The organism is Oceanobacter sp. 1_MG-2023, from assembly GCF_030689025.1.
In the GTDB taxonomy this organism is placed as follows: Bacteria; Pseudomonadota; Gammaproteobacteria; order Pseudomonadales; family Oceanobacteraceae; genus Oceanobacter.
Genome location: NZ_JAUYWA010000005.1, coordinates 72,675 through 92,372, shown reverse-complemented (window position 1 = coordinate 92,372; position 19,698 = coordinate 72,675). Strand labels below are relative to the sequence as shown.

20 protein-coding genes are annotated in these 19,698 nt (G+C 54.1%); 9 read left to right on the top strand and 11 right to left on the bottom strand.

The features are described from left to right. Nucleotides 1-7: 7 nt before the first annotated feature. From spoT to Q8W22_RS05295, 4 genes are all read right to left on the bottom strand, one after another. On the bottom strand, nt 8-2,125 hold the full coding sequence (spoT, locus tag Q8W22_RS05310) for a bifunctional GTP diphosphokinase/guanosine-3',5'-bis pyrophosphate 3'-pyrophosphohydrolase (RefSeq protein WP_303434487.1): 2,118 nt from the start codon (nt 2,123-2,125) through the stop codon (nt 8-10). Nucleotides 2,126-2,160: 35 nt separating this feature from the next. Then, nucleotides 2,161-2,391: a DNA-directed RNA polymerase subunit omega gene (gene rpoZ / locus Q8W22_RS05305; RefSeq protein WP_303434486.1), complete on the bottom strand. Its 231-nt coding sequence runs from the start codon at nt 2,389-2,391 to the stop codon at nt 2,161-2,163. Nucleotides 2,392-2,466: 75 nt separating this feature from the next. Then, nucleotides 2,467-3,093, bottom strand: coding sequence for a guanylate kinase (gene gmk, locus Q8W22_RS05300; RefSeq protein WP_303434485.1), 627 nt, complete (start codon nt 3,091-3,093; stop codon nt 2,467-2,469). Between the two features lie 127 nt (nt 3,094-3,220). Next, entirely contained in the window at nt 3,221-3,796 is a 576-nt protein-coding gene (locus Q8W22_RS05295; protein ID WP_303434484.1) for a glutathione S-transferase family protein, read from the bottom strand. A 282-nt stretch (nt 3,797-4,078) separates the two neighbouring features. On the opposite strand from Q8W22_RS05295, the gene Q8W22_RS05290 reads away from it, so the two are divergent. The 4 genes from Q8W22_RS05290 to Q8W22_RS05275 all read left to right on the top strand — a co-directional run bounded on the left by Q8W22_RS05290 (nt 4,079) and on the right by Q8W22_RS05275 (nt 8,878). Beyond that, complete coding sequence (locus Q8W22_RS05290) at nt 4,079-4,603, top strand: sigma-70 family RNA polymerase sigma factor (RefSeq protein WP_303434483.1); 525 nt, start codon at nt 4,079-4,081, stop codon at nt 4,601-4,603. After that, a complete protein-coding gene (locus tag Q8W22_RS05285) occupies nt 4,600-5,553 on the top strand; it encodes a FecR domain-containing protein (protein WP_303434482.1) in 954 nt (317 codons plus the stop codon). Before Q8W22_RS05290 ends, Q8W22_RS05285 begins: the two co-directional genes overlap by 4 nt. A 117-nt stretch (nt 5,554-5,670) precedes the next feature. Then, nucleotides 5,671-8,292, top strand: coding sequence for a TonB-dependent receptor (locus tag Q8W22_RS05280; RefSeq protein WP_305451773.1), 2,622 nt, complete (start codon nt 5,671-5,673; stop codon nt 8,290-8,292). Between the two features lie 208 nt (nt 8,293-8,500). After that, nucleotides 8,501-8,878, top strand: a complete 378-nt coding sequence (locus Q8W22_RS05275) for a DUF3127 domain-containing protein (protein ID WP_305451772.1) — start codon at nt 8,501-8,503, stop codon at nt 8,876-8,878. Between the two features lie 138 nt (nt 8,879-9,016). On the opposite strand, the gene Q8W22_RS05270 is transcribed toward Q8W22_RS05275, so the two are convergent. The 5 genes from Q8W22_RS05270 to Q8W22_RS05250 are packed head-to-tail and all read right to left on the bottom strand — an operon-like array spanning nt 9,017 to nt 14,349. Further along, a complete protein-coding gene (locus Q8W22_RS05270; RefSeq protein ID WP_303434478.1) occupies nt 9,017-9,904 on the bottom strand; it encodes a branched-chain amino acid ABC transporter permease in 888 nt (295 codons plus the stop codon). Beyond that, the gene (locus tag Q8W22_RS05265; RefSeq protein ID WP_303434477.1) at nt 9,904-10,635 is read right to left on the bottom strand and encodes an ABC transporter ATP-binding protein; all 732 of its coding nucleotides are present in this window, start codon (nt 10,633-10,635) and stop codon (nt 9,904-9,906) included. Before Q8W22_RS05265 ends, Q8W22_RS05270 begins: the two co-directional genes overlap by 1 nt. Next, on the bottom strand, nt 10,636-11,793 hold the full coding sequence (locus tag Q8W22_RS05260) for an ABC transporter substrate-binding protein (RefSeq protein WP_303434476.1): 1,158 nt from the start codon (nt 11,791-11,793) through the stop codon (nt 10,636-10,638). It lies immediately after the preceding gene. A 34-nt stretch (nt 11,794-11,827) separates the two neighbouring features. Next, nucleotides 11,828-13,612, bottom strand: coding sequence for a branched-chain amino acid ABC transporter ATP-binding protein/permease (locus Q8W22_RS05255; RefSeq protein ID WP_303434475.1), 1,785 nt, complete (start codon nt 13,610-13,612; stop codon nt 11,828-11,830). After that, nucleotides 13,609-14,349: a 5-oxoprolinase subunit PxpA gene (locus tag Q8W22_RS05250; protein ID WP_303434474.1), complete on the bottom strand. Its 741-nt coding sequence runs from the start codon at nt 14,347-14,349 to the stop codon at nt 13,609-13,611. The genes Q8W22_RS05255 and Q8W22_RS05250 overlap by 4 nt, the downstream gene beginning before the upstream one ends. 106 nt (nt 14,350-14,455) lie before the next feature. Here Q8W22_RS05250 and Q8W22_RS05245 point away from each other — a divergent pair, with 106 nt between their 5' ends. From Q8W22_RS05245 to Q8W22_RS05230, 4 genes are all read left to right on the top strand, one after another. Next, a complete protein-coding gene (locus Q8W22_RS05245) occupies nt 14,456-15,367 on the top strand; it encodes a LysR family transcriptional regulator (protein ID WP_303434473.1) in 912 nt (303 codons plus the stop codon). Nucleotides 15,368-15,478: 111 nt separating this feature from the next. Further along, on the top strand, nt 15,479-15,877 hold the full coding sequence (locus tag Q8W22_RS05240) for a RidA family protein (RefSeq protein WP_303434472.1): 399 nt from the start codon (nt 15,479-15,481) through the stop codon (nt 15,875-15,877). A 13-nt stretch (nt 15,878-15,890) separates the two neighbouring features. Further along, nucleotides 15,891-16,556, top strand: a complete 666-nt coding sequence (locus Q8W22_RS05235) for a cysteine hydrolase family protein (protein WP_303434471.1) — start codon at nt 15,891-15,893, stop codon at nt 16,554-16,556. A gap of 378 nt (nt 16,557-16,934) precedes the next feature. Next, on the top strand, nt 16,935-17,324 hold the full coding sequence (locus Q8W22_RS05230) for a hypothetical protein (protein WP_305451771.1): 390 nt from the start codon (nt 16,935-16,937) through the stop codon (nt 17,322-17,324). A 197-nt stretch (nt 17,325-17,521) separates the two neighbouring features. Here the strand turns inward: Q8W22_RS05230 and Q8W22_RS05225 are convergent, their stop codons facing one another. Together Q8W22_RS05225 and Q8W22_RS05220 are read right to left on the bottom strand one after the other, a co-directional pair. Further along, entirely contained in the window at nt 17,522-17,695 is a 174-nt protein-coding gene (locus Q8W22_RS05225; RefSeq protein ID WP_303434190.1) for a hypothetical protein, read from the bottom strand. Between the two features lie 112 nt (nt 17,696-17,807). Then, a complete protein-coding gene (locus Q8W22_RS05220) occupies nt 17,808-18,131 on the bottom strand; it encodes a hypothetical protein (RefSeq protein ID WP_305451770.1) in 324 nt (107 codons plus the stop codon). Nucleotides 18,132-18,522: 391 nt separating this feature from the next. On the opposite strand from Q8W22_RS05220, the gene doeB2 reads away from it, so the two are divergent. Further along, nucleotides 18,523-19,692 (top strand): N(2)-acetyl-L-2,4-diaminobutanoate deacetylase DoeB2, encoded by a 1,170-nt coding sequence (gene doeB2 / locus Q8W22_RS05215; protein ID WP_303434188.1) that lies wholly within the window; start codon nt 18,523-18,525, stop codon nt 19,690-19,692. Nucleotides 19,693-19,698: the final 6 nt, after the last annotated feature.

Below are 19,698 nucleotides of genomic sequence, written 5' to 3'. Positions count from 1 at the left end.
TTCGGTGTCAGCTTTTCAGGCGCACGATCTTGTTGACACCGGATACGTTACGCAGCTTGCGGATCACTCGAGCCAGGTGCTTGCGCCCCTGGATATTGACTTTCAGTTGGGTCACGCTGAGGCGGGCATCACGCTCCTCAACGCTGATTTTGTCGATACTGGCATCGGCGGTATGAATCGCACTGGCAAGATCCACAATCAAGCCGCGGCGGTTTTCCATATACACCTTGAGGTTGACGGTAAACTCGCTGTGGATGTCTTTTTCCCAGCGTAGCGTGACGCATTTTTCCGGGTTGTTACGCAAATCTTCTATATTGCGGCAGGTTTCCGTATGTACCACCAGTCCTTTGCCGGAGCTGACATGGCCGATAATCGGATCGCCGGGAATCGGGCTGCAGCATTTGGCAAAACTGACGACCAGGCCTTCAGTACCACTGATGGACAACGGCTGCTCGGCGCTGGCTTGCAGGTCGATATCGGTATCCCGGTAAGCGGCAAGAAAACGTCGTGCCATTAATGGTGCCATACGATTGCCGGAACCAATTTCCTCGAGCAGATCGTCAAGATGTTCGAGGCCGGTTTCTTTCAGCACCAGATCGATCTGGTCATGGCTGATGTCGTCCAGCGACTTGTCGAGTCCGGCCAGGGCCTTGTTGAGCAAGCGTTCGCCCAGTGCGACGGATTCGGATTGCCGTTGGTTTTTCAGATAGCTGCGGATATTGGAACGGGCTTTGCCCGAGACCACAAAGTTGAGCCAGGCCGGGTTGGGCTGGGCATTGGCAGCTGTCACAATTTGTACCGTCTGGCCGCTTTGCAATTTGGCACTCAAGGGCGACAGTTGTCGGTCGATACGGCAGGCGATGCACTGGTTGCCAACATCGGTATGCACCGCGTAGGCGAAGTCGATGGCGGTAGCGCCAGCGGTCAGTGTGAGAATCTTGCCCTTGGGAGTGAAGACGTAGATTTCATCCGGGAACAGATCCACTTTGACGTGCTCAACAAATTCCAGCGGACTGCCAGCATTTTTCTGTAATTCCAGCAGGTTCTGTACCCACTGATGGGCACGCTGGGAACCGCTGATCTGGTCGCTTTCAGATTTATACAGCCAGTGGGCAGCAATGCCATAGTTGGCCATGGCATCCATTTCTTCCGTACGAATCTGGATTTCAATCGGTACATCGCCAGCGTTGAACAGGGTGGTATGCAGCGATTGGTAACCATTGGCTTTGGGTATGGCGACGTAGTCCTTGAAACGGCCGGAAATCGGTTTGTAAAGGCCGTGCATCAGGCCAAGAATCCGATAGCAGGTGTCTACTTCGCTGGTGATAATACGGAAGCCATAGACATCCATGATTTCGTCGATGTCTTTTTTCTTCGATCGCGCCATCTTGCTGTAAATGCTGTACAGATGTTTTTCGCGACCAACGACCCGAGCCGAAATATTGTATTCACTCAGACGGTTCCGGATGCTGTTTGATATCTGTGAAATGATTTCGGCATGGCGGCCGCGATGATTCTTGACGGCTTTGCGAATCAGATTCGAGCGCATCGGGTGCATGGCTTCAAAGCACAGGTCTTCCATTTCGACACGAATGCTGTTGAGACCCAGACGATGGGCAATCGGGGAATAGATATCGAGGGTTTCGCGGGCAATACGGCGGCGCTTGTCGGGGCGTAATGATCCGAGGGTGCGCATGTTGTGCAAGCGGTCGGCGAGCTTGACCAGAATGACGCGAATGTCTTTCGCCATGGCCATGGCCATTTTCTGGAAGTTTTCTGCCTGCTGCTGCTGTTTGTCTTCAAAATGAATATGGGTCAGTTTGGAGACACCATCCACCAGGTCCGTGACCACATCACCAAACTGGGTGGCAAGGGCGGGTTTGGGGATGCCGGTATCTTCAATTACATCGTGCAGCATGGCGGCCATCAGGCTCTGGTAATCCAGATGCATGTCGGCGAGGATGCTGGCGACGGCGAGGGGGTGAATAATATAGGGCTCGCCACTGCGCCGACGCTGGCCATCATGGGCCTGCTCGGCGTAGTAGTAAGCTCGGCGCACCTGCTGGACTTGCTGGCGGCTGAGATAATGCGACAGGCGTTCGGACAAGGCATCAATCGTGGGCATTAGGTTCTCCGAAAAATTGATGCATTGGCTTGGGCTCAGTATTGGTCGGCTTTAGCGGCCTCTTCCTGGGCAGCAATCGTCGCAGGGGTAACCAGCTCCGCTGAAATCTCGCGCAGGGCAATAACCGTTGGTTTATCGTTCTCTTCCGGTACTAATGGCTCAAAGCCTTCGACCGCAAGCTGGCGGGCGCGTTTGGTCGCCAGCATTACCAATTCAAAGCGGTTATCAACGTTGGTCAGACAATCTTCAACAGTTACGCGGGCCATAAACATTCCGTCAAGTAAGAAATCGTTAGAACAGAGTATATTAGCGGATTTTGAGCGATATGTAAGCAGTGTATTTCAGCTTTGCGTGTCGCCAAGCAGTAATGACGTCAGGGTATCGGCATGGCGGGCTTGTTGGGCCTCGATGCGATGGCGGCGGGCAATAATAATCGCACGCAGTTCTGCCAGGGTGTTGTCAAATTCGTCGTTGATAATCAGGTAGTCGTATTCGCCATAATGGCTCATTTCTGATCGGGCATCCTGCATGCGGCGATTGATTGTGGCTTCGTTATCCTGGCCACGGCCTTGCAGCCGCTCCCTTAATGCCGCGATTGATGGCGGCGCAATAAAGACCGAGACGGCGTCGGGCATCAAATGCCGCACTTGCTGTGCTCCTTGCCAGTCAATTTCCAGAATCACATCACGACCAGCAGCCAGCTCGCTTTCCACCCAGCGCTGTGAGGTACCGTAGTAATTATCGAATACCTGGGCATGTTCAAGAAAGGCACCCGCGTCGACCATTTGCTGGAATTCTGCATGGCTGACAAAGTGATAGGCCGTGCCATTTTCTTCGCCTGGGCGGGGAGCACGGGTGGTGTGGGATACCGAGACACCGATATGGGATGTGGTGTTCAGCAGGGCGTTGACCAGGCTGGTTTTACCAGCGCCGGAGGGCGCAGAAAAAATAAACAGAGTACCAATCATGACAGGGAAGTCTTCTTGCGGGTTCGGGGATTCCGGCAGTATATCGAAAATGGAGCCAATTATCGGCCGCTTGCGGTGAATATAACGGACCGGGGCAGTGTGGGCCGCCCCGGCCGGGCCAGAGGTATTATTGCGGACGGGTGCTGGTACAAATGTCCCGATCATCAAAGCGGCGCGCAGCGGCCAGCAGATTCGGGTAGTCGGTCAAGCTGTGCAGCGCCCGAAACAGTGTCCAGTCGACCATGCAAATCAGGCAGATGGTCGGGTAATGCCAGTCATCAAACTGCCCTGCTGCAGCCTGCTGGTCGAGCCAGTGGAGGGAGTCTTCGATACGTTCCCGTTGCAGTTTGAAGATCAGCCGGTCTTCTTCTACGGGCAGCTCAGAACGCTGGCTCATCAGCAGGATGACCATGGAGTCGCTGACTGCATCAATAACACTGATCTGATTGTACTGTGCAAGCGTCAGTTGCGGCTGTTGCAGGCGTTGCTGCAAGTGCTGGTAGATAACGTGGGAGTCAAAAATACGGCTGCCATCGTCTTCCAGTACCGGCATCTTGCGAATAGGCGTAATCGTGGCGAATGCAGCCCGGCCTTCGTCCGTCAGGATGTCGACTGGCTGGAATGTGTAATCAACCCCTTCCAGCTGCATTCTGATACGCCGGGCAAAGGGGGAAGTCTGATTGCCGTGCAAGATGATGGCCATGCCTGTCTCCTTGAAAAATAACGATTAACCAGCAAACACTGTCTTGGTGACATGATGCTACGGATTACGCTGGCAGGCCAGCGGTGGTGACGGTTGCCTGCTTGAACGGCCTGGGAAACCGGTGCCGGCCGTCTGACCAGGTGGTCAGAAGGTGTGATCAAAGCGTCAGAAAGAGTGAGCAAGGTAAATAGAACACGCGTTGCCTGATATGTATCTTTTCACTACAATGCGAATCATTACTATTTTTAATCCTCCCTCATTCTCTTAGCACTAGGGTTTGTCATGCCGGTTTCTTTGGTGGCGCAGAAGCAGTTCGGCGCCCTTTACAAGGATCACCACCCTTGGCTGCTGTTGTTATTACGGCGGCGACTGGGTTGTGACGACGATGCCGCCGATCTGGCCCAGGATGCTTTTATCCGGCTGATGAACCGGCCCCAGACGCTGGAAGGTAATGAAGCCCGAGCGTATCTGACCACGGTGGCAAAAGGGCTGTGTGTCGATTTATGGCGTCGCCGTCAGGTTGAGAACGCCTGGCAAGAGGCGGTGGCAGCCTGGCCGGAAAATGTGACGCCTTCGCTGGAAGAACAAGCACTGGTTATCGAAGCCTTGTGTGAAGTCGATACCATGCTGCGGCAGATGCCAGAAAAAGTGGCCAGGGCATTCCTGCTCTCACGCCTGGAAGGGCTGACCTATCGCGAGATCGGGCAACGCCTGGAGGTTTCTGAGCGCATGGTCAAAAAATATATGGCCAGTGCCATGTACGAATGTGCCTTGCTGGAAATGAACACCATGGAAGCGCAGCCATGACACTGGATCATGATCGCCAGCGCGCCCTGCGTGAGGCCTCGCAATGGTATGCCTGTCTGGAAGATGAGCAGCTGGACCCTGCTGAACAGCAGGCCTGGCAAGCCTGGCTGGATAGCAGTGACGCCAATCGCCAGGCCTGGCGTCATATCGAAAGTGTTGCTGAACGTTTTGACGGCCTGCGTGGTGCCAGTAATGCGCTGCCGGTCAGGGAAACACTGACCGGCTTGCAACAGCAGCGCCAGAGTCGCCGCGGCGCACTAAAGAGTCTGGCTGTGCTGGGAGCCGTGGCTGGAGGTTGCTGGGTTGCCATGCCTTACCAGCACTGGCAGGCAGATGAACGCAGCGCCGTGGGAGAAATCCGGCAGTTGCAATTGGCCGATAACTGCCGGGCCTGGCTGAATACCGACAGCAGTATGAATACGGACTTCCACAATGGCCGGCGACAAATCCTACTGCAACGAGGCGATCTTTTTGTCGAAACCAGTCATGGGTCTGCCGAGTTGCAGTCGGCGACGGCAAACGCCGATGTGCGCTGTCGTGGTGGACGCTTCGCCTTGCGTCGTCGCAACACCGGCGGCGATCTGTTGGCTGTGTTTGAGGGTGCCGTAACACTGCATGGCCGTGATGGCAAAAAACGACACCTGCGAGCAGGGCAACAATGCCATGTGCACCGGGGGAGTATGTCCGCTCTGGGGCCGGCAGACCCTCGCCATGAATCCTGGATACATCATCTATTGTTGGCCCACGATGAGCCGTTGGCAGAGCTGACGGCAGAGCTGGAACGCTATCGTCACGGTTTTATTCATGTTGACCCGGCCGCGGCACGCTTGCGGGTGACGGGTTCCTTCCCGACCCAGGATACCGATATGGCGCTGGATATGCTCAGTGCCAGCTTGCCGGTGCAGGTAGAGTACCCGTTACCCTGGTGGGTCAATATCACTCATAGCTGATAAGAAGATTAATTCTCATTTGTTTATGAGAATGGTTCCCCTTTTTGATGGCTGATTCGATATGTCTGTATAAGTTCCTCAAAAAACAGATCAACAGCCCTGAAAAAGGAGTAATGGATGTTATTTAGAAATTTCCGCCCGCGGGTAGGATGTCATGCACTGCTGCTATCTGCAGCGATGGGATTGGGTGTTGCCGCTCCGGCTGCGGTTGCTCAGGATGCCTCCACGAACCTTAGCCAGTTCTCTATTCCTGCGGGTGATCTTGGTACCGCCATTACGCGTTTTGCGGCGCAAAGCGGTGTATCACTGAGTGTTTCGTCATCCATGCTGGCCAACCGCCAGACCCAAGGCCTGGAAGGCAACTATAGTATCGGACAAGCTCTGAAGCTGTTGCTGGAAGGCACCGGTCTGACAGCCAGCAAGCAAGCCAATGGCAGCTACCTGTTGACTGATACCCCGGTTGCAGCGGCTGCATTGAACGCCGGTGACCCGCTGATGCTGCAAACCATGGTGGTTTCTGCAGCAGGTTTCGAGCAGAAACTCACCGATGCACCAGCCAGTATCTCGGTTGTTGATCAGAAAGAACTGAACAGCCGTCCTTACACAACGCTGCTGGATGTTGTGCGGGAGCTGGAAGGGGTCGACATTGGCGAAACCCGTGACAAAACCGGTCAGGGCACCATCAGCATGCGGGGCATGGGTTCCGATTACACACTGATTCTGGTGGATGGCCGTCGCCAGAATAACCACGGCGATATTTACCCCAACAGCTTTGGTGGTAACCAGTTCAACCACATTCCACCACTGACTGCGATTGAACGGGTCGAAGTGATTCGTGGACCGGCATCCACGCTTTATGGTGCTGATGCACTGGGTGGTGTGATTAACGTTATTACCAAAAAGGTCACTGACGAGTGGACCGGCGGTATCAACTTCAGCCGTACGCTGCAAGAAAACGATGACTTTGGTGATGATACCACCATTGATTTCAACGTTATGGGGCCACTGATCAAAGACAAACTCGGTGTTGCGGTACGTGGTAGCCTCTATGACCGTGAAGCGTCCAACCCGGAATATGATTCCGTTATCGATCCCTACGGTGATACACAAACCCGTTCCCTGGGTTTTGGCGGCGGTGGTAAAACCGTCGATAACACCAACAAATCCCTGGGTTTCCGTTTGAGCTGGACGCCGGATGCCCGTCAAACCGTCGTTTTCGATATCGACACCTCGGAACAGGTGTATGACAACTCAATGAACTCTGACGGCAGCTATCCGCTAGGTACGGTGGACAGTATTGATCGCTTGTGGTCAAGCAGCCCTCGGGCAGGCTACAAAGAAGAGCAGAGCTTTACTCGTGACCAGTGGTCACTGGCTCACGAAGGCGACTGGGACTTCGGTCACAGCAACGTTTCTCTGGCGTATATCGAGACAGCCAACAAAGGCCGTACCTTACCGCTGACAGCCACCGAGCGCGCCCTGCAAACGGAAATCTACGAAGGAACGGGCGATTACGCAGGCTTGAGTGAAGAAGAGCGTATGGAAATCATGGAAGATGAATTCCTGCCTCGTCCTGACCGGGTCATGACCAGTAGCCAGTACACTCTGGATGCCAAACTGGATCTGCCGATTGAAGACCTGGCCGGCGAGCACTTGCTGGTGGTTGGCCTCCAATATATTGACGGCGAACTGGAAGACGGCGTTTTTGGCATGGAAGACGGTGATGAAGGTAGTGGTGCTGTTTCCGATCACGAAATGTACTCACTGTTTGTCGAAGACAACTGGACTCCCATTACCCCTCTGACCATTACCGCGGGTATCCGTTACGACGACCACTCTCAGTTTGGCAGCAATACCAGCCCGCGCCTTTATGGTGTGTACGATGTACAGCCAGGCTGGACTGTTAAAGGTGGTGTCAGCACCGGTTACAAGACACCTAAAACCACTGACCTGTACGATGGTATTACCGGCTTTGGTGGTCAGGGTACCAGCCCGTTTGTCGGTAACCCGGATCTGGAACCGGAAACCAGCGTCAATACCGAAGTGGCCTTGTACTGGGAATCATTGGTCAAGCGCGATAATGCCAATATCACCGTGTTCCACAACAAGTTTGAAAATAAAATTGTCAGTGGTGACACCGTTTATAGCTGTGCCCAGACAGGTGGCGTGAAACCTTGTGCTAACTTGGGTGCGTATGAAGATATTGGCTACGACAGCTATAGCCAAAAGATCAACATCGACGAAGCTGAAATCAAGGGTGCTGAGCTGGCGGGTCGTTACCAGATTCTGGATGACCTGGCGTTCCGTATGAACTACACCTACACCGACAGCGAGCAAACCAGTGGTTCTGAAAAAGGCCAGCCGTTAACCGATACCGCCAAACACATGGCCAATGCCACGTTGGAATGGCAGGTTGATGAACGCACCAACCTGTTCCTGACCATGGAAAAACGCTCGGATCGCTTCCGTGGGGTGGATGAATACGATCGTCACCTCTACTACAAAAGCTATCAGGTCTTACACCTGGGTGGCTCTATCGCACTCAACGAGTCGGTGACCATTCATGGCCGTATCAACAACCTGCTGGATGAAGACTTTACCAGCTACACCACCGCGTTTGAGGACAACAATAACGACGGTGTATACGACAGTGATGATGATGAAGTTATCTACACGGATGACTACAACAACAAAGACAAGGCCCGTAACTTCTGGGCTGGTGTCAGCATTACTTTCTAAATAGCCTGATTGCACTGCGCGTCCTTCCGGACGCGCAGTTCATAATCCCAACCGGTATTCCTCTTCTCCAGCTTCGAACCCTCCAGACCCCGGTTATTCCGAAGCTGTGTTGTCGTCGATAAACCAACCGGCAGCGGTTGTGCCATCAGCAGAAAACCTCCGATTGATTCAATGTTATAATTTGGCCATCAATATTGAGGGGATCATTATGTCGAAAGCATTTGAATTACAGGGGATCGTACATTCCATTGACGAAACCAGAGCCTACGGCCAGAACGGCTTCACCAAGCGGGAATTTGTGGTCAAGCTGACCGGTGATGGCGAGAAACCAGAATACCCGAACTATATCGCGCTGGAGCTGATCAAGGATAAATGTGCCTTGATGGACAGTTATAACCCAGGTGATGAAGTGCAGGTCAGTTTCAACCTGTCGGGTCGTTTATGGAGTGCGGCAGGCAAGCCGGAAAAATGTTTTACCAGCCTGCAAGCCTGGCGGGTTGAGCGCGTCGGAGATGCGGTGCAGTCAGGTGGCGGCTCTCCGTTTGCCCAGACCATGCCCAATTACGATGATGATGTGCCGTTCTGAGCGATATTGCTGGCGAAGGTTTCAGACACTTCCACTGGCAAGTGCCTGAATGCCCACTTGCCGGGTCAGATTCCTGATCCGGCAGGAGTCAGGACTGAATCTGTCATCCTGTTTTCTGGTGGTTCCCAGAGAACCCAATCACCGTACTGCTTCAGCGCGACCAATCAGGCCTTGAGGGCGCATCACCAGCAGACCAATCACGATCGACAGCGAGATGGCATCGCGGAACGGCAGTAGCTCCTGAGGCAAAGAAGCCCGCAAGCTGACCTCCAGAATGCCGAGCAAGAATCCTCCCAGAACGGCACCGTTAAGGCTGCCCAAACCGCCCAGTACAACAGCGGTAAACGCCTTGAGTACCGGTACAAACCCCATCAGTGGATCAACCGAACCGCGTTGTGCCACCCATAAAAAGCCCGACAGTCCAGCCAGCAGGCCTGAAATGGCAAAGGCGCCAATAATCACCCGGTCGGCAGAAATTCCCATCAGACGCGTTACCGAAAAATCCTGCGCAGCCGATCGCATCGCCAGCCCCAAGGTTGAGAACCGTAAAAAGCCGACCAGCCCAATCAGTGCCACCAGAGAGACGGCAATTGAGATTGCTTGTAATGTACCTATTTGTAACCCGCCCACATTCAATGACTGGGTGAGCCATTCTGGAACCGGGACCGCAATCGGTCGGGGCGAGATAAAGTTCTGGAACACCACATGCAGGATTGAACTGACTGCAAAGGTCGTCAGCAGCATGGTTGTTAACGACGCACCCCGTACGGGACGAAAGGCAATGCGTTCGGTCATCGCCGCTGCTGCCCCGGCGAGCAGACAAGCACTGATGACTGCCAGGCCAAATGGCCAGCCCAATGTGGTGGCGACAAATACCAGCGCGTAGCCAGACAAGGTCATGATTTCGCCGTGGGCAAAATTGATCATTCCCAGTACCGAAAAAACCATCGCCAAGCCCAGCCCCAGCAGCGCATAAACACCACCCAGAGCAATGGCATTGAGGGCCTGTTGTGCAAACACTTCCATTATTGGTGTGCTCCAAAAAAGAGATCTTTAAGGTTGGCGTCGCTCAACATATTAGCGGCGGTGTCGGTGGCGAGGATCTCACCATGGCTCATCACGTAACCGCGGTCGGATACGCGTAAAGCCCGCTCGATATCCTGCTCGACCAGTAGTACAGAAATGCCCCATTGCCGCAGCTCGGCAATAACCTGAAAAATCGTATCGACGATCTTTGGAGCCAGCCCCAGCGACGGTTCATCAAGCAGTAGTATTCTGGGCCTGGACATCAGCGCCCGGGCGATGGCCAGTATTTGCTGCTCACCGCCGGAGAGAGTGCCCGCTCGCTGGTGATAACGTTCCTTGAGCACCGGAAAGGTGTCGAGCAGGCGTACCTGCTCGGCCGCACGATCCTTGTTGGAAGCACCGCCCAGTCGCAGGTTTTCTGCCACTGTCAGCCCGGAGAACACCCGGCGACCTTCCGGGCTCAAGGTCAGCCCAGCCCGTACCATTTGTTCCGTCGAAAAGCCGGACACATCCTGTCCATCCAGATATATCTGGCCCGAGCGCTGCACCAACCCCACAATGGCCATCAGCGTTGATGACTTCCCTGCCCCGTTTGGCCCGATCAGCGTGACGATTTCCCCGGCGTTGACTGTCAGGTCAAGCTGGCGAACGGCTCTGATGCCACTGTAGTTGACGTCCAGCCCGCGCACCTCGAGCGCGGGCTGTGTGTGTCTTTGGGTCGGGGCTTCCATTTATTTGCTCCGTGGCAGAATGGCGGCGTCAATCACACGGGTATCCAGATGGATCACGGCACCGTCTGATACCTGGTTGATCGAAACGGACCGTGCAGGAACCCGTTCGCGACCGGCATAGCTGATCTTGCCGGTTACTACGTCGAGACCATCAATGGCATCAATGGCATCGCGCAAGGCACGTCCATCAACGCTGCCAGCTGCAATAGCCGCTGCTTCGATAACCTGCATCATGTCGTAACCGGTGGCGGCAAAACTGTTGCTCAGCTTTTTGCCGTAAAAGGCCTCGTATTGGTCAAAGAAATCACCCAACCGGGTTCCTGGTGTTGGATAACCCGCATTGGTGAACACCACGCCTTCGGAAATCGTGCCCAGTGATACCGTGGTGGGAGAGTCAATGCCATCACTGCCGTATACGGCTGAGGTAACACCAGCGGAACGCAACTGGCGCAAAAAGGCCGGAAAGTCAGGTTCATAGGCCGACGTCATGACCACATCTGGCTGTGGGTCGAGGTTGGTAATGTGGGTTACTTCGGCGGAAAAGTCTTGCTGACCCAAAGAGTAAGTCCCTTTGCCGACGACCTTGCCGCCCTGTTTTTCGAAAACTTCACCAAAATACAGCGGCAGGTTACCGGTGTAGGTGGTTTCTGGAGAAACCAGCAAATAGGCGGTTTCCAACTCTTGCTCGTGAGCGTACTGGGCCAGCGTTGCGCCCTGAACAATGTCGGCGGCGTAGTTGACGAAGTAGAACTCACCGATGGCCTGGGTCAGGCTGGCGTTGGTTGCACAGGTCGAAAACGATGGGATACCGGCATCCTGGGCAATCAGGCCACCGGCAATGGCCGGATCATCGTCGCAAGGCAGGACAATGACGTTGGCACCGTCATCGATCATTTCCTGCACGACCACGGATGTTTGTACCGTGTCGGAACGTACATCGTGGATGATGGCTTCAACTTTATAGGGGCCATTGCTGGCGTTGATGTCGGCAATGGCGATCTTGGCGCCTTCAACGGTCGGCGTGTCGTAAGGAGCAAGATAGCCGGTCAGAGAAACGGCGAATCCGATCTTCAACGTGTCCTGGGCAAATGCGGGTGCCGCTGTCATGGAGACGGCAAGCGAGAGGGCAAAATGGCGGATCATCTGAGACTGTTTCATCTGCTTTTCCTTTCTGTTATGCGAGGTTGTGGGTTTATTCGGACAGGGTGGATTGACCTTCGCCGAAGTACGCCGCAGCGACTTCGGGGTTTTCTCTAATGTGTTCCGGCGAGGCGAGCGCGATCAGTTTTCCCTCATTGAGTACTGCGACCCGGTTGGACAGGCGCAAAATCATGGGCAGGTCATGATCGACCAGTAGAATCCCCAGACCATTCTCATCACGCAGTGACATGATCAGTGCGGCCAGATCATCTGTTTCGGTACTGTTCATACCCGCCGCAGGCTCATCGAGCAGCAGAAAGTCCGGGCAAATAGCCAAGGCTCTGGCAATTTCAAGACGACGCTGCTGGCCATAAGACAGCGTGCTGGCTGTGCGCAGCGCCATGCCATCAAGACCCACCCGTGTCAGGATGTCTGCGACCGTTGGACTGTTGGCCGGGCCGGGAACCGATACCATGGCTGCGGAGACGTTCTCTGCAACACTGAGGCGAGCGAACAGGCGAATGTTCTGGAAGGTGCGGGCTACCCCGTTATGAGCATAGGCAACCGGATTGCCCTGTGCCATTTGGGTGTCATGTACCCATACTTCGCCCTCATCAAACCGCTGGATACCGGAGGCACAGGACAGAAAGGTCGACTTGCCGGAGCCATTCGGGCCAATCAGACCCAGAATCTCACCCTGCTGAAGATCAATAGAGACGGCATCCAGTGCTGTTACGCCACCGTAACGCTTGGTCAGTGACTGGACCCGGATTGATTTGGGTGTCTGACTGGCTGTGGGACGAGGCGTGTTGATAACGGAGCGCTTGTAGACTCGTGGCTTGATGTCAAACGGCAGAAAATCATCCAGCTCCTTCAGGCCAAAGATACCTTCGGGGCGACGGTAGAGCGTCAGGATCAAGGCGACACTGATACCGATCGTTGTCAGGCCAAATAGCGCCGGAATCTGGATCGGCCCCAGACTGAAACCTGGCTCAGCCTGACGGAGCACTTCAGTAATCATGGTGATCACGGCAACGCCGACCACGGCGCCGGCAGTACTGGAGGCACCACCAACGATCAACATGGCCAGCAAGGAAAAGGTCAGCGTGAAATAAAATTCCTTGGGAGAGAATACCCCCAGGTGCAGCGCAAACATGGCTCCGCCAAGCGCGGTGAAGGCGATGGATAAACAGAACACAATGGTACGGTTACGCTTGATCGAGATACCGGATGCCGCCGCCGCTGCTTCATCTTCCCGGACTGCCCGGGCAGCCAGGCCCCAGCGACTGTGCTTGAACCAGTCGGCAACAAAAATGGTGATGATGGCTCCGATGGCCGCGGATATCGGGCTGACAAGTTTCGGAATACCATAGAGCGCTTGTGCTCCCCGGGTGAATGTTGTGCCGCCAACCAGCAGGCTATGGGCAACAATCAGCAAGCCGAGAGTGGCGATGGTGGCCGAAGCACCGTTCAAGCGCGAGATCGCCAGACCGATACCTGCACCAATCAGCCCAACCACGAATACGGTGATCACGATACCCAGCAGTGGCGGGGCGCTGAAAGTACTCAGAAAATCCGGCAAATTGGGCAGCAAGGCACTCTTGCGTGCCGCTGGCATGACCAGAATCGCGGTCAGATACGCGGCAATGGCCATAAAAGCCGGATGGCCAAAACTGACAATTCCGGTGTTGCCGACGTAAATACCCAGAGCCACCACCAGTACAACCAGAATAAAGAAGTAGCTCACCGTATTGTTCATGGCGGTACTGCCAAACACCGTTGCTGTGGTGGCGATGGCCAGCAGGATCAGGGCCAGCGTAATATTGCCCAGTCTCATGAGAGCACCTCCATCGCTTCATCGAGGCGGAAGGCCTTGCGCAGTGCGGTGAGTAAATCAATGGCTCCGCGGTTGTCGGAGTGGACACAAATCGACTCTGCATCGACGCGCACAGTGGCACCGTTGACCGCTGTGGTATAGCCGCTGGCGATGGCCTGACGGGCCCGGGCGGCGGCTTGTGTTGCATCGAGGGAACCCGGGTCTGTAACGATGAGCAGATGACCATGCTCGTTGTAGTCCAGATCGGCATAGAACTCACCAACAAAGGTGACGCCCTTGGCCTTATAGGTCGTTTCCTGGCAGGTGCCGCCCAAACCCAGCACCGGCAAGTTGAATGCCAGTGCCGCATCGGCAATGGCTTCTGCAATGCGGTGATCGCGGCAGGCCATGCCGTATAAGGCGCCGTGCGGTTTGATATGGGAGAGGGTGACACCGCGTCCGCGCAGCATGCCGTCCAGCGCACCAACCTGATACTTGATCATGGTGAGCAGCTCAGCCGGTGCAATCTTCATTTCTCGGCGGCCAAAGCCTTGCAGGTCTGGCAGTGACGGGTGTGCGCCGATTTGCTTGCCGTGCTCAATCGCCATATCGACGGTTTGCTGCATGATGACCGGGTCCGATGCATGAAAACCACAGGCAATATTGGCCTGATCGATCAGGGGCATGATCGCCTCATCATTGGCGAGGCGGTATTTGCCGAAGCCCTCGCCCATGTCGCAGTTGATCAGTGGCCGCATCGTTAATGTCTCCTAAACTCAGTGAAGTGTGTTCAGGAGGTATTAGGGTTGACGGCAGGTGATTAATCAATTTTATTATACTTCCCAACTTGTATGAGAAAAATTTATGTCTATAACGCTACGTCAACTCCGGTATTTCGTCAGCGCAGCGGAGTCGGGCATGATGTCGTCGGCAGCATCGATGTGTAATGTGACGCAATCGGCCATTACGCTGTCGATCAAATCCCTTGAGGAGCAGATCGGTTTTGACCTGTTCGAGCGCACCGCCCACGGCGTGAATCTCAGTTTTGAAGGACAGCGTTTTTTAGGCAAAGCCCGCGAAATTCTCTCGCTGGTCTCCAATGCAGCGATTTCCAGCGTTGAATCAGAAGCCAGCAAACACAGTGGCTCGATTACGGTGGGAGCCACCGATACGGTGATGGGTTATTTTCTGATGCCGCATCTGGCACGTTTCAAATCACGGTTTCCACATATCGACGTTAATATCATCGAGATGGGACGGCAGCAGATTGAGGATGCCCTGATCGCCGGTACGCTCGATATTGCCGTTATGCTGGTGTCCAATTTGCAGCGACAGGATGAGCTGGCGGCGTCCGTTTTGCGCCCGTCACAGCGGCGTTTGTGGCTGCCGTCACGTCATCCATTGCTGTTGAAGCAGTCCATTACACTGGCCGATGTTGCCAAAGAGCCAATGGTGATGTTGACAGTAGACGAAGCGGAAGAAAGCGCCTTGAACTATTGGAGTCATCTGCCCCAGGAACCTCGCATCGTATTACGCAGCGCCAACGTCGAAGCCATTCGCACGGCGGTCGCCAGCGGTCTGGGCGTGACTATCCTGTCAGATATGGTGTTCCGGACCTGGTCGCTGGAAGGGGACCGGATCGAAGCCCGGGATCTCGCTACCCGGGTGCCACCGATGGATATCGGCTTGTCCTGGCGGCTGGGGGCCACGCTGTCGCCCAGTGCCCAGGAGTTTCAGAGCTTTATCAAGGCGGCCTCGGTAGGCATCGTCAAATAAGGCTTTATCCTGGTATAAGTTTTTTAAATACCAGGGGCTAAGTATTTGAAAATTGCAAGTTCGCCGCGGGCGTCGTTCTATTGGGGAACGACAACCGATGGAGAACTTCTCATGACTCAGTACAAAACCTACAAGCCTGAAGGCATTTCCGATCCTTATGGCACTTACGTACACGGTATCGAGCCGCCGGTCGGTTCACGTATGGTTTTCGTTTCAGGACAAATCCCCGTTGCCTTCGATGGCACCGTGCCTGAGACAATGGAAGGTCAGGCAACGGTTTGCTGGCAAAACATCGAAGCGACTCTCAAGGCCGCAGGTCTTGGTATCGAGAATATTGTACGGACTACCCAATATCTGACGGATGCCTCTATGTACCCGGAAGCCAATGCCGTACGCGCCAAGATGCTCGGCACTCATCGCACGGCCTCGGTTTCTATTACGGTTCCGGCTCTGATTGAACCTACCTGGTTGATCGAAATTGACGCCATTGCTGCCGCACCGGCTGAATAACAGGATTAATCATATGCTGGCCATTAATGCTTTTGGTGAACGCCAATTCACCTTCGATTTTGCCAACACGGCACTGCTTATCGTGGATATGCAGCGCGACTTTATTGAAGACGGTGGCGCTTGTGGTGCTGGCGGTGCTGACGTAAAACCGCTGCAAGCCGTTATTCCCCATGTGCAATCCATGTTGCAGCTGTTCCGTGAAAAGGGAGCTCCTGTCGTTCATACACGGTATGGATTCAAACCCGATATGTCGGATCTGCCAGAGCCTGTCCGGTTACAAAGCAAGGAAGCGGGTGGAGAGTATGGTACCGCGGGTCCTTTGGGACGCATTCTGACGCAGGGCGAACCCGGTTTTCAGATTGTTCCTGAACTGAAGCCTCGGCCAGGTGAAACGATCATTGATAAATCCACTTTTGGTGCTTTCACTTACACCGAGCTGGATTCTATCTTGCGTAGCAAAGGGGTAACGCACGTTATCATCTGTGGCGTGACGACACAGTGCTGCGTTGAAGGCACTTTGCGGGAGGCGGTTGATCGCGGCTATTTTGTTCTGACTCTGGCTGACAGTTGTGGTGCTTTCGAAGAGAGCTTGCAGCGTGGGACATTGACCACGATTCAGAGTGAAGGCCATTTGTTTGGCTGGATCGCCAATAGCACCGACGTATTGGCTGCTGTCTGATTTTTGATCAGGCTCTTCCTGGGCTGACATGATGCCGGGGGAGGCTGATCCTGATTGCCTGGTGTCGGGTTGAAAACCCGGCCCAGGCATTTTTTACTTCTTTGTTTCTCTCTTGTGTCCGGGATTAGTTGACCACTACACTGTGTTGCCGCGTTTCGGGTGTGCAGGCATCAGGATAAACCCCGTTACTGTCGCTCCCGCCGACTCATGCCCGCTTTGGCTCATCTCATCTCATCCTAATGCCGATGCAGTGGCGTATTCATCATTGTGATACGATTTTTGGTCGCTCCAGTCTGCTGTGAAATCTGACGGTTTTATTCAGGGAGCGCGGCTTATTGAATAATGGGTTCATTTCAAAACAATCAGGGAAGATAGATCATGTTTTACATGCTGAGTACGCTGACCGCCGTTGTGACCGGATTGCTGTTTCTGATATCGCTGGGGGCACCGGAACTGCTGCTGTGGTTGATGGGGGTCAGTGAGTCGGAGTCCGCTGCTTTTGTCGCTCGCCGTATGGCCATGGTGTTTCTGGGTTTGACGCTGATTTGCTGGTTAAACCGGGATTGCCGTTCCGCCGACGTACATAAAGCGATCGCTATGGGGCTGCTGGTGATGCTGTTGGGGCTGGCGGCTTTGGGACTGTTTGAATTATTACGCGGCTATGCCGGCTATGGCATCTTGCTGGCAGTAGCTACCGAGCTGTTGCTGGGAATTGCCTGGGGTCGGGTTTGTCTGCTGGCACACAGAAGCCGGCTGGGCGTATTTTGAGTAACAACAATAAGTAAAAAAGCAGGGAGGTCATGCGAGGAGGGTTACCCGAGACAATTGGGTAGCCATCTGGCCCCCATAACGTCTTCGAATAAAATGAAGCAAAAAAGTGATCAGACCCAGGCCAAATGCCGGCGACTTATTCTTGTGCCGGTGGTGCCTGAATACTGTCTTGGTGCGGTACGGCTGATTTCTGCTTAGTGGCTGGAAATCATTTTGTGGGATTTGAAGTGGAATGCATGTTTGATGCTGGTGATCAGATCGCTGCACAGTGCAGAGATATAGTCAGAACGCATTTGTTTGGCAGCAGCGATATGCATATCGATTTCTTCTTTGCTGCAGATGTTAGCGGCTTGGTCTTGGTTGTTCATAATAGAACTCCTTGGTTTTGTCTGATTGGGTTGTGCCTTGAAAGTAAGACCATAGTAGTAGCTTCCTGGTGGCTAAAAAAGCGAGGCTTTCTAACCAAAAAGATGAAAAAAACTAATCATTTGTGTTGAATGTAATTTGTCCTGTTGCAGCACAGATGCTTGTGTATTGTATAAAAGTCCTTTTAAAACAGTAGCTTGATGTCAATTTTCTGTTTTTTGTACGCTGTTTCAGCATCGGTTTTTCTCCTGAAAAGCGTGAATAATATTTAGCTTGTTGACGTTTTTGTGACATCGCCAGCAAATTATGGCTTGCAGCAAGTGGCAAGACTCTGGCCGTGCCATGGTTTTGTCTTGCTTGCTTTTCTGTTTTGTTTTTCCTGCTGCTATCCAATGGCTGCCTTAGCCTTGTCTTAAGAGTGGAATTGTGAATTTTCACGCACCAGTCTGGATCTTTGTGCATTATTTTAATGCACAAATAATATTCTATCGGCCGTTAGTCTTGTAAGTGGTCTTTGTATAGCTCTTTAGGGTCTGTCCGCTTTTCTTTTAATTTCTCTTGGCGTTTAAAACCTGTCGTTCTGGTCAAACCAGCTTTGTATTGTCCACTTGGTTGATAGCTTGCCTGTGGTTATTGGTTTTGGCTTATAGCGATAGAGCATCGAATCAGGCCGTTTCTGAAATTCAGTGTCACTTTTTTGTGCGTCGTAAGGCCTTGTTTTTAAAGAATTTAATTTTTTGGTATGGCGCAATCACGACAATCTGGAGCCATCAGACGCTGAAGCGGAACGGCCTGTGCTGAAGCTAATGAATGAACCGGAGGATGTGTGATGGCGAATAACTGGTCTGAAGTAATCAGCCAAGCCACGGTGCTGAGGCGTCAATTGCACCAGCAGCCGGAGTTGAGTTGGGAAGAAGAGCACACCGCCCGGGTGGTGCGCCAACGACTGGATGATTTAGGTATCCGTTGGCGTGCCTGCGCCCGTACTGGCACCGTCGCCTGGCTGGGTGGATCGGCAGCACCTGCTTCAGATACCCCTCATTTTGCCTTGCGTGGCGATATGGATGCCTTGCCTATTCAGGAGCAAACCAGCGTCGCCTGGCGCTCACGCCAGGATGGCTGCATGCATGCGTGTGGTCACGATGGCCACAGTGCGACCTTGTTGGCAACAGCCCACTGGCTGAAGCTCCACGAAGCGGCTTTGCCAGCTCCGGTAACGCTGGTGTTCCAACCGGCAGAAGAAGGTGGCCATGGGGCCAGGGCGATGATCGACGACGGCGCGCTGGAAGGTGTCGACGCCATTTTTGGCTGGCACAACTGGCCCGCCATCCCGTTTGGTCACATGGCCTGCCCGAATGGCATTGTGATGTGTGGTAACGGCACTTTCCAGATTCGGGTCAGTGGCCGTGGTGGTCATGCCAGTCAGCCGGAACAGTGTCGCGACCCGGTACTGGCTGCCAGTGCCCTGGTGGTGGCATTGCAGCAGATTGTCAGTCGGCGTCTGGCGCCACAGCAGGCCGCGGTGGTCAGCGTGACATCGATTGACGCCATCAGTGCGCCAACCGTCATCGCCCAGAACGCGGTGATTTCCGGCAGTATCCGGGTACCCGACAGCGCTACCCGCTTGCAGGTGAATGCCCTGATCGATGAAATCTGCCAACACACCGCCGCCGGTTACGGGGTGACTGCAGAAGTGGATCATCAACCCCGTTACGAGGCGACGATCAACCACCCGGAGCAAGCGCGGCTGATGCGCCAGGGTTGGGAGCAGCTGTTTGGTGCCCGGATGCTGGAGCACGGTGTGCGCTTGCCCATCATGGCATCGGAAGACTTCAGTTATTACCTCAACGAGATACCCGGTGCGTTTGCGCTGGTCGGCTCCGATGACGGCTCGGCACCTGCCTGGCCCTGTCACAGCCCCCATTACGATTTTAACGATCGCCTGATTGAACAGGTGACCCGTTTGTATGCCCAGTTGGTGCATGCCCCCCAACCCTGAGCAACC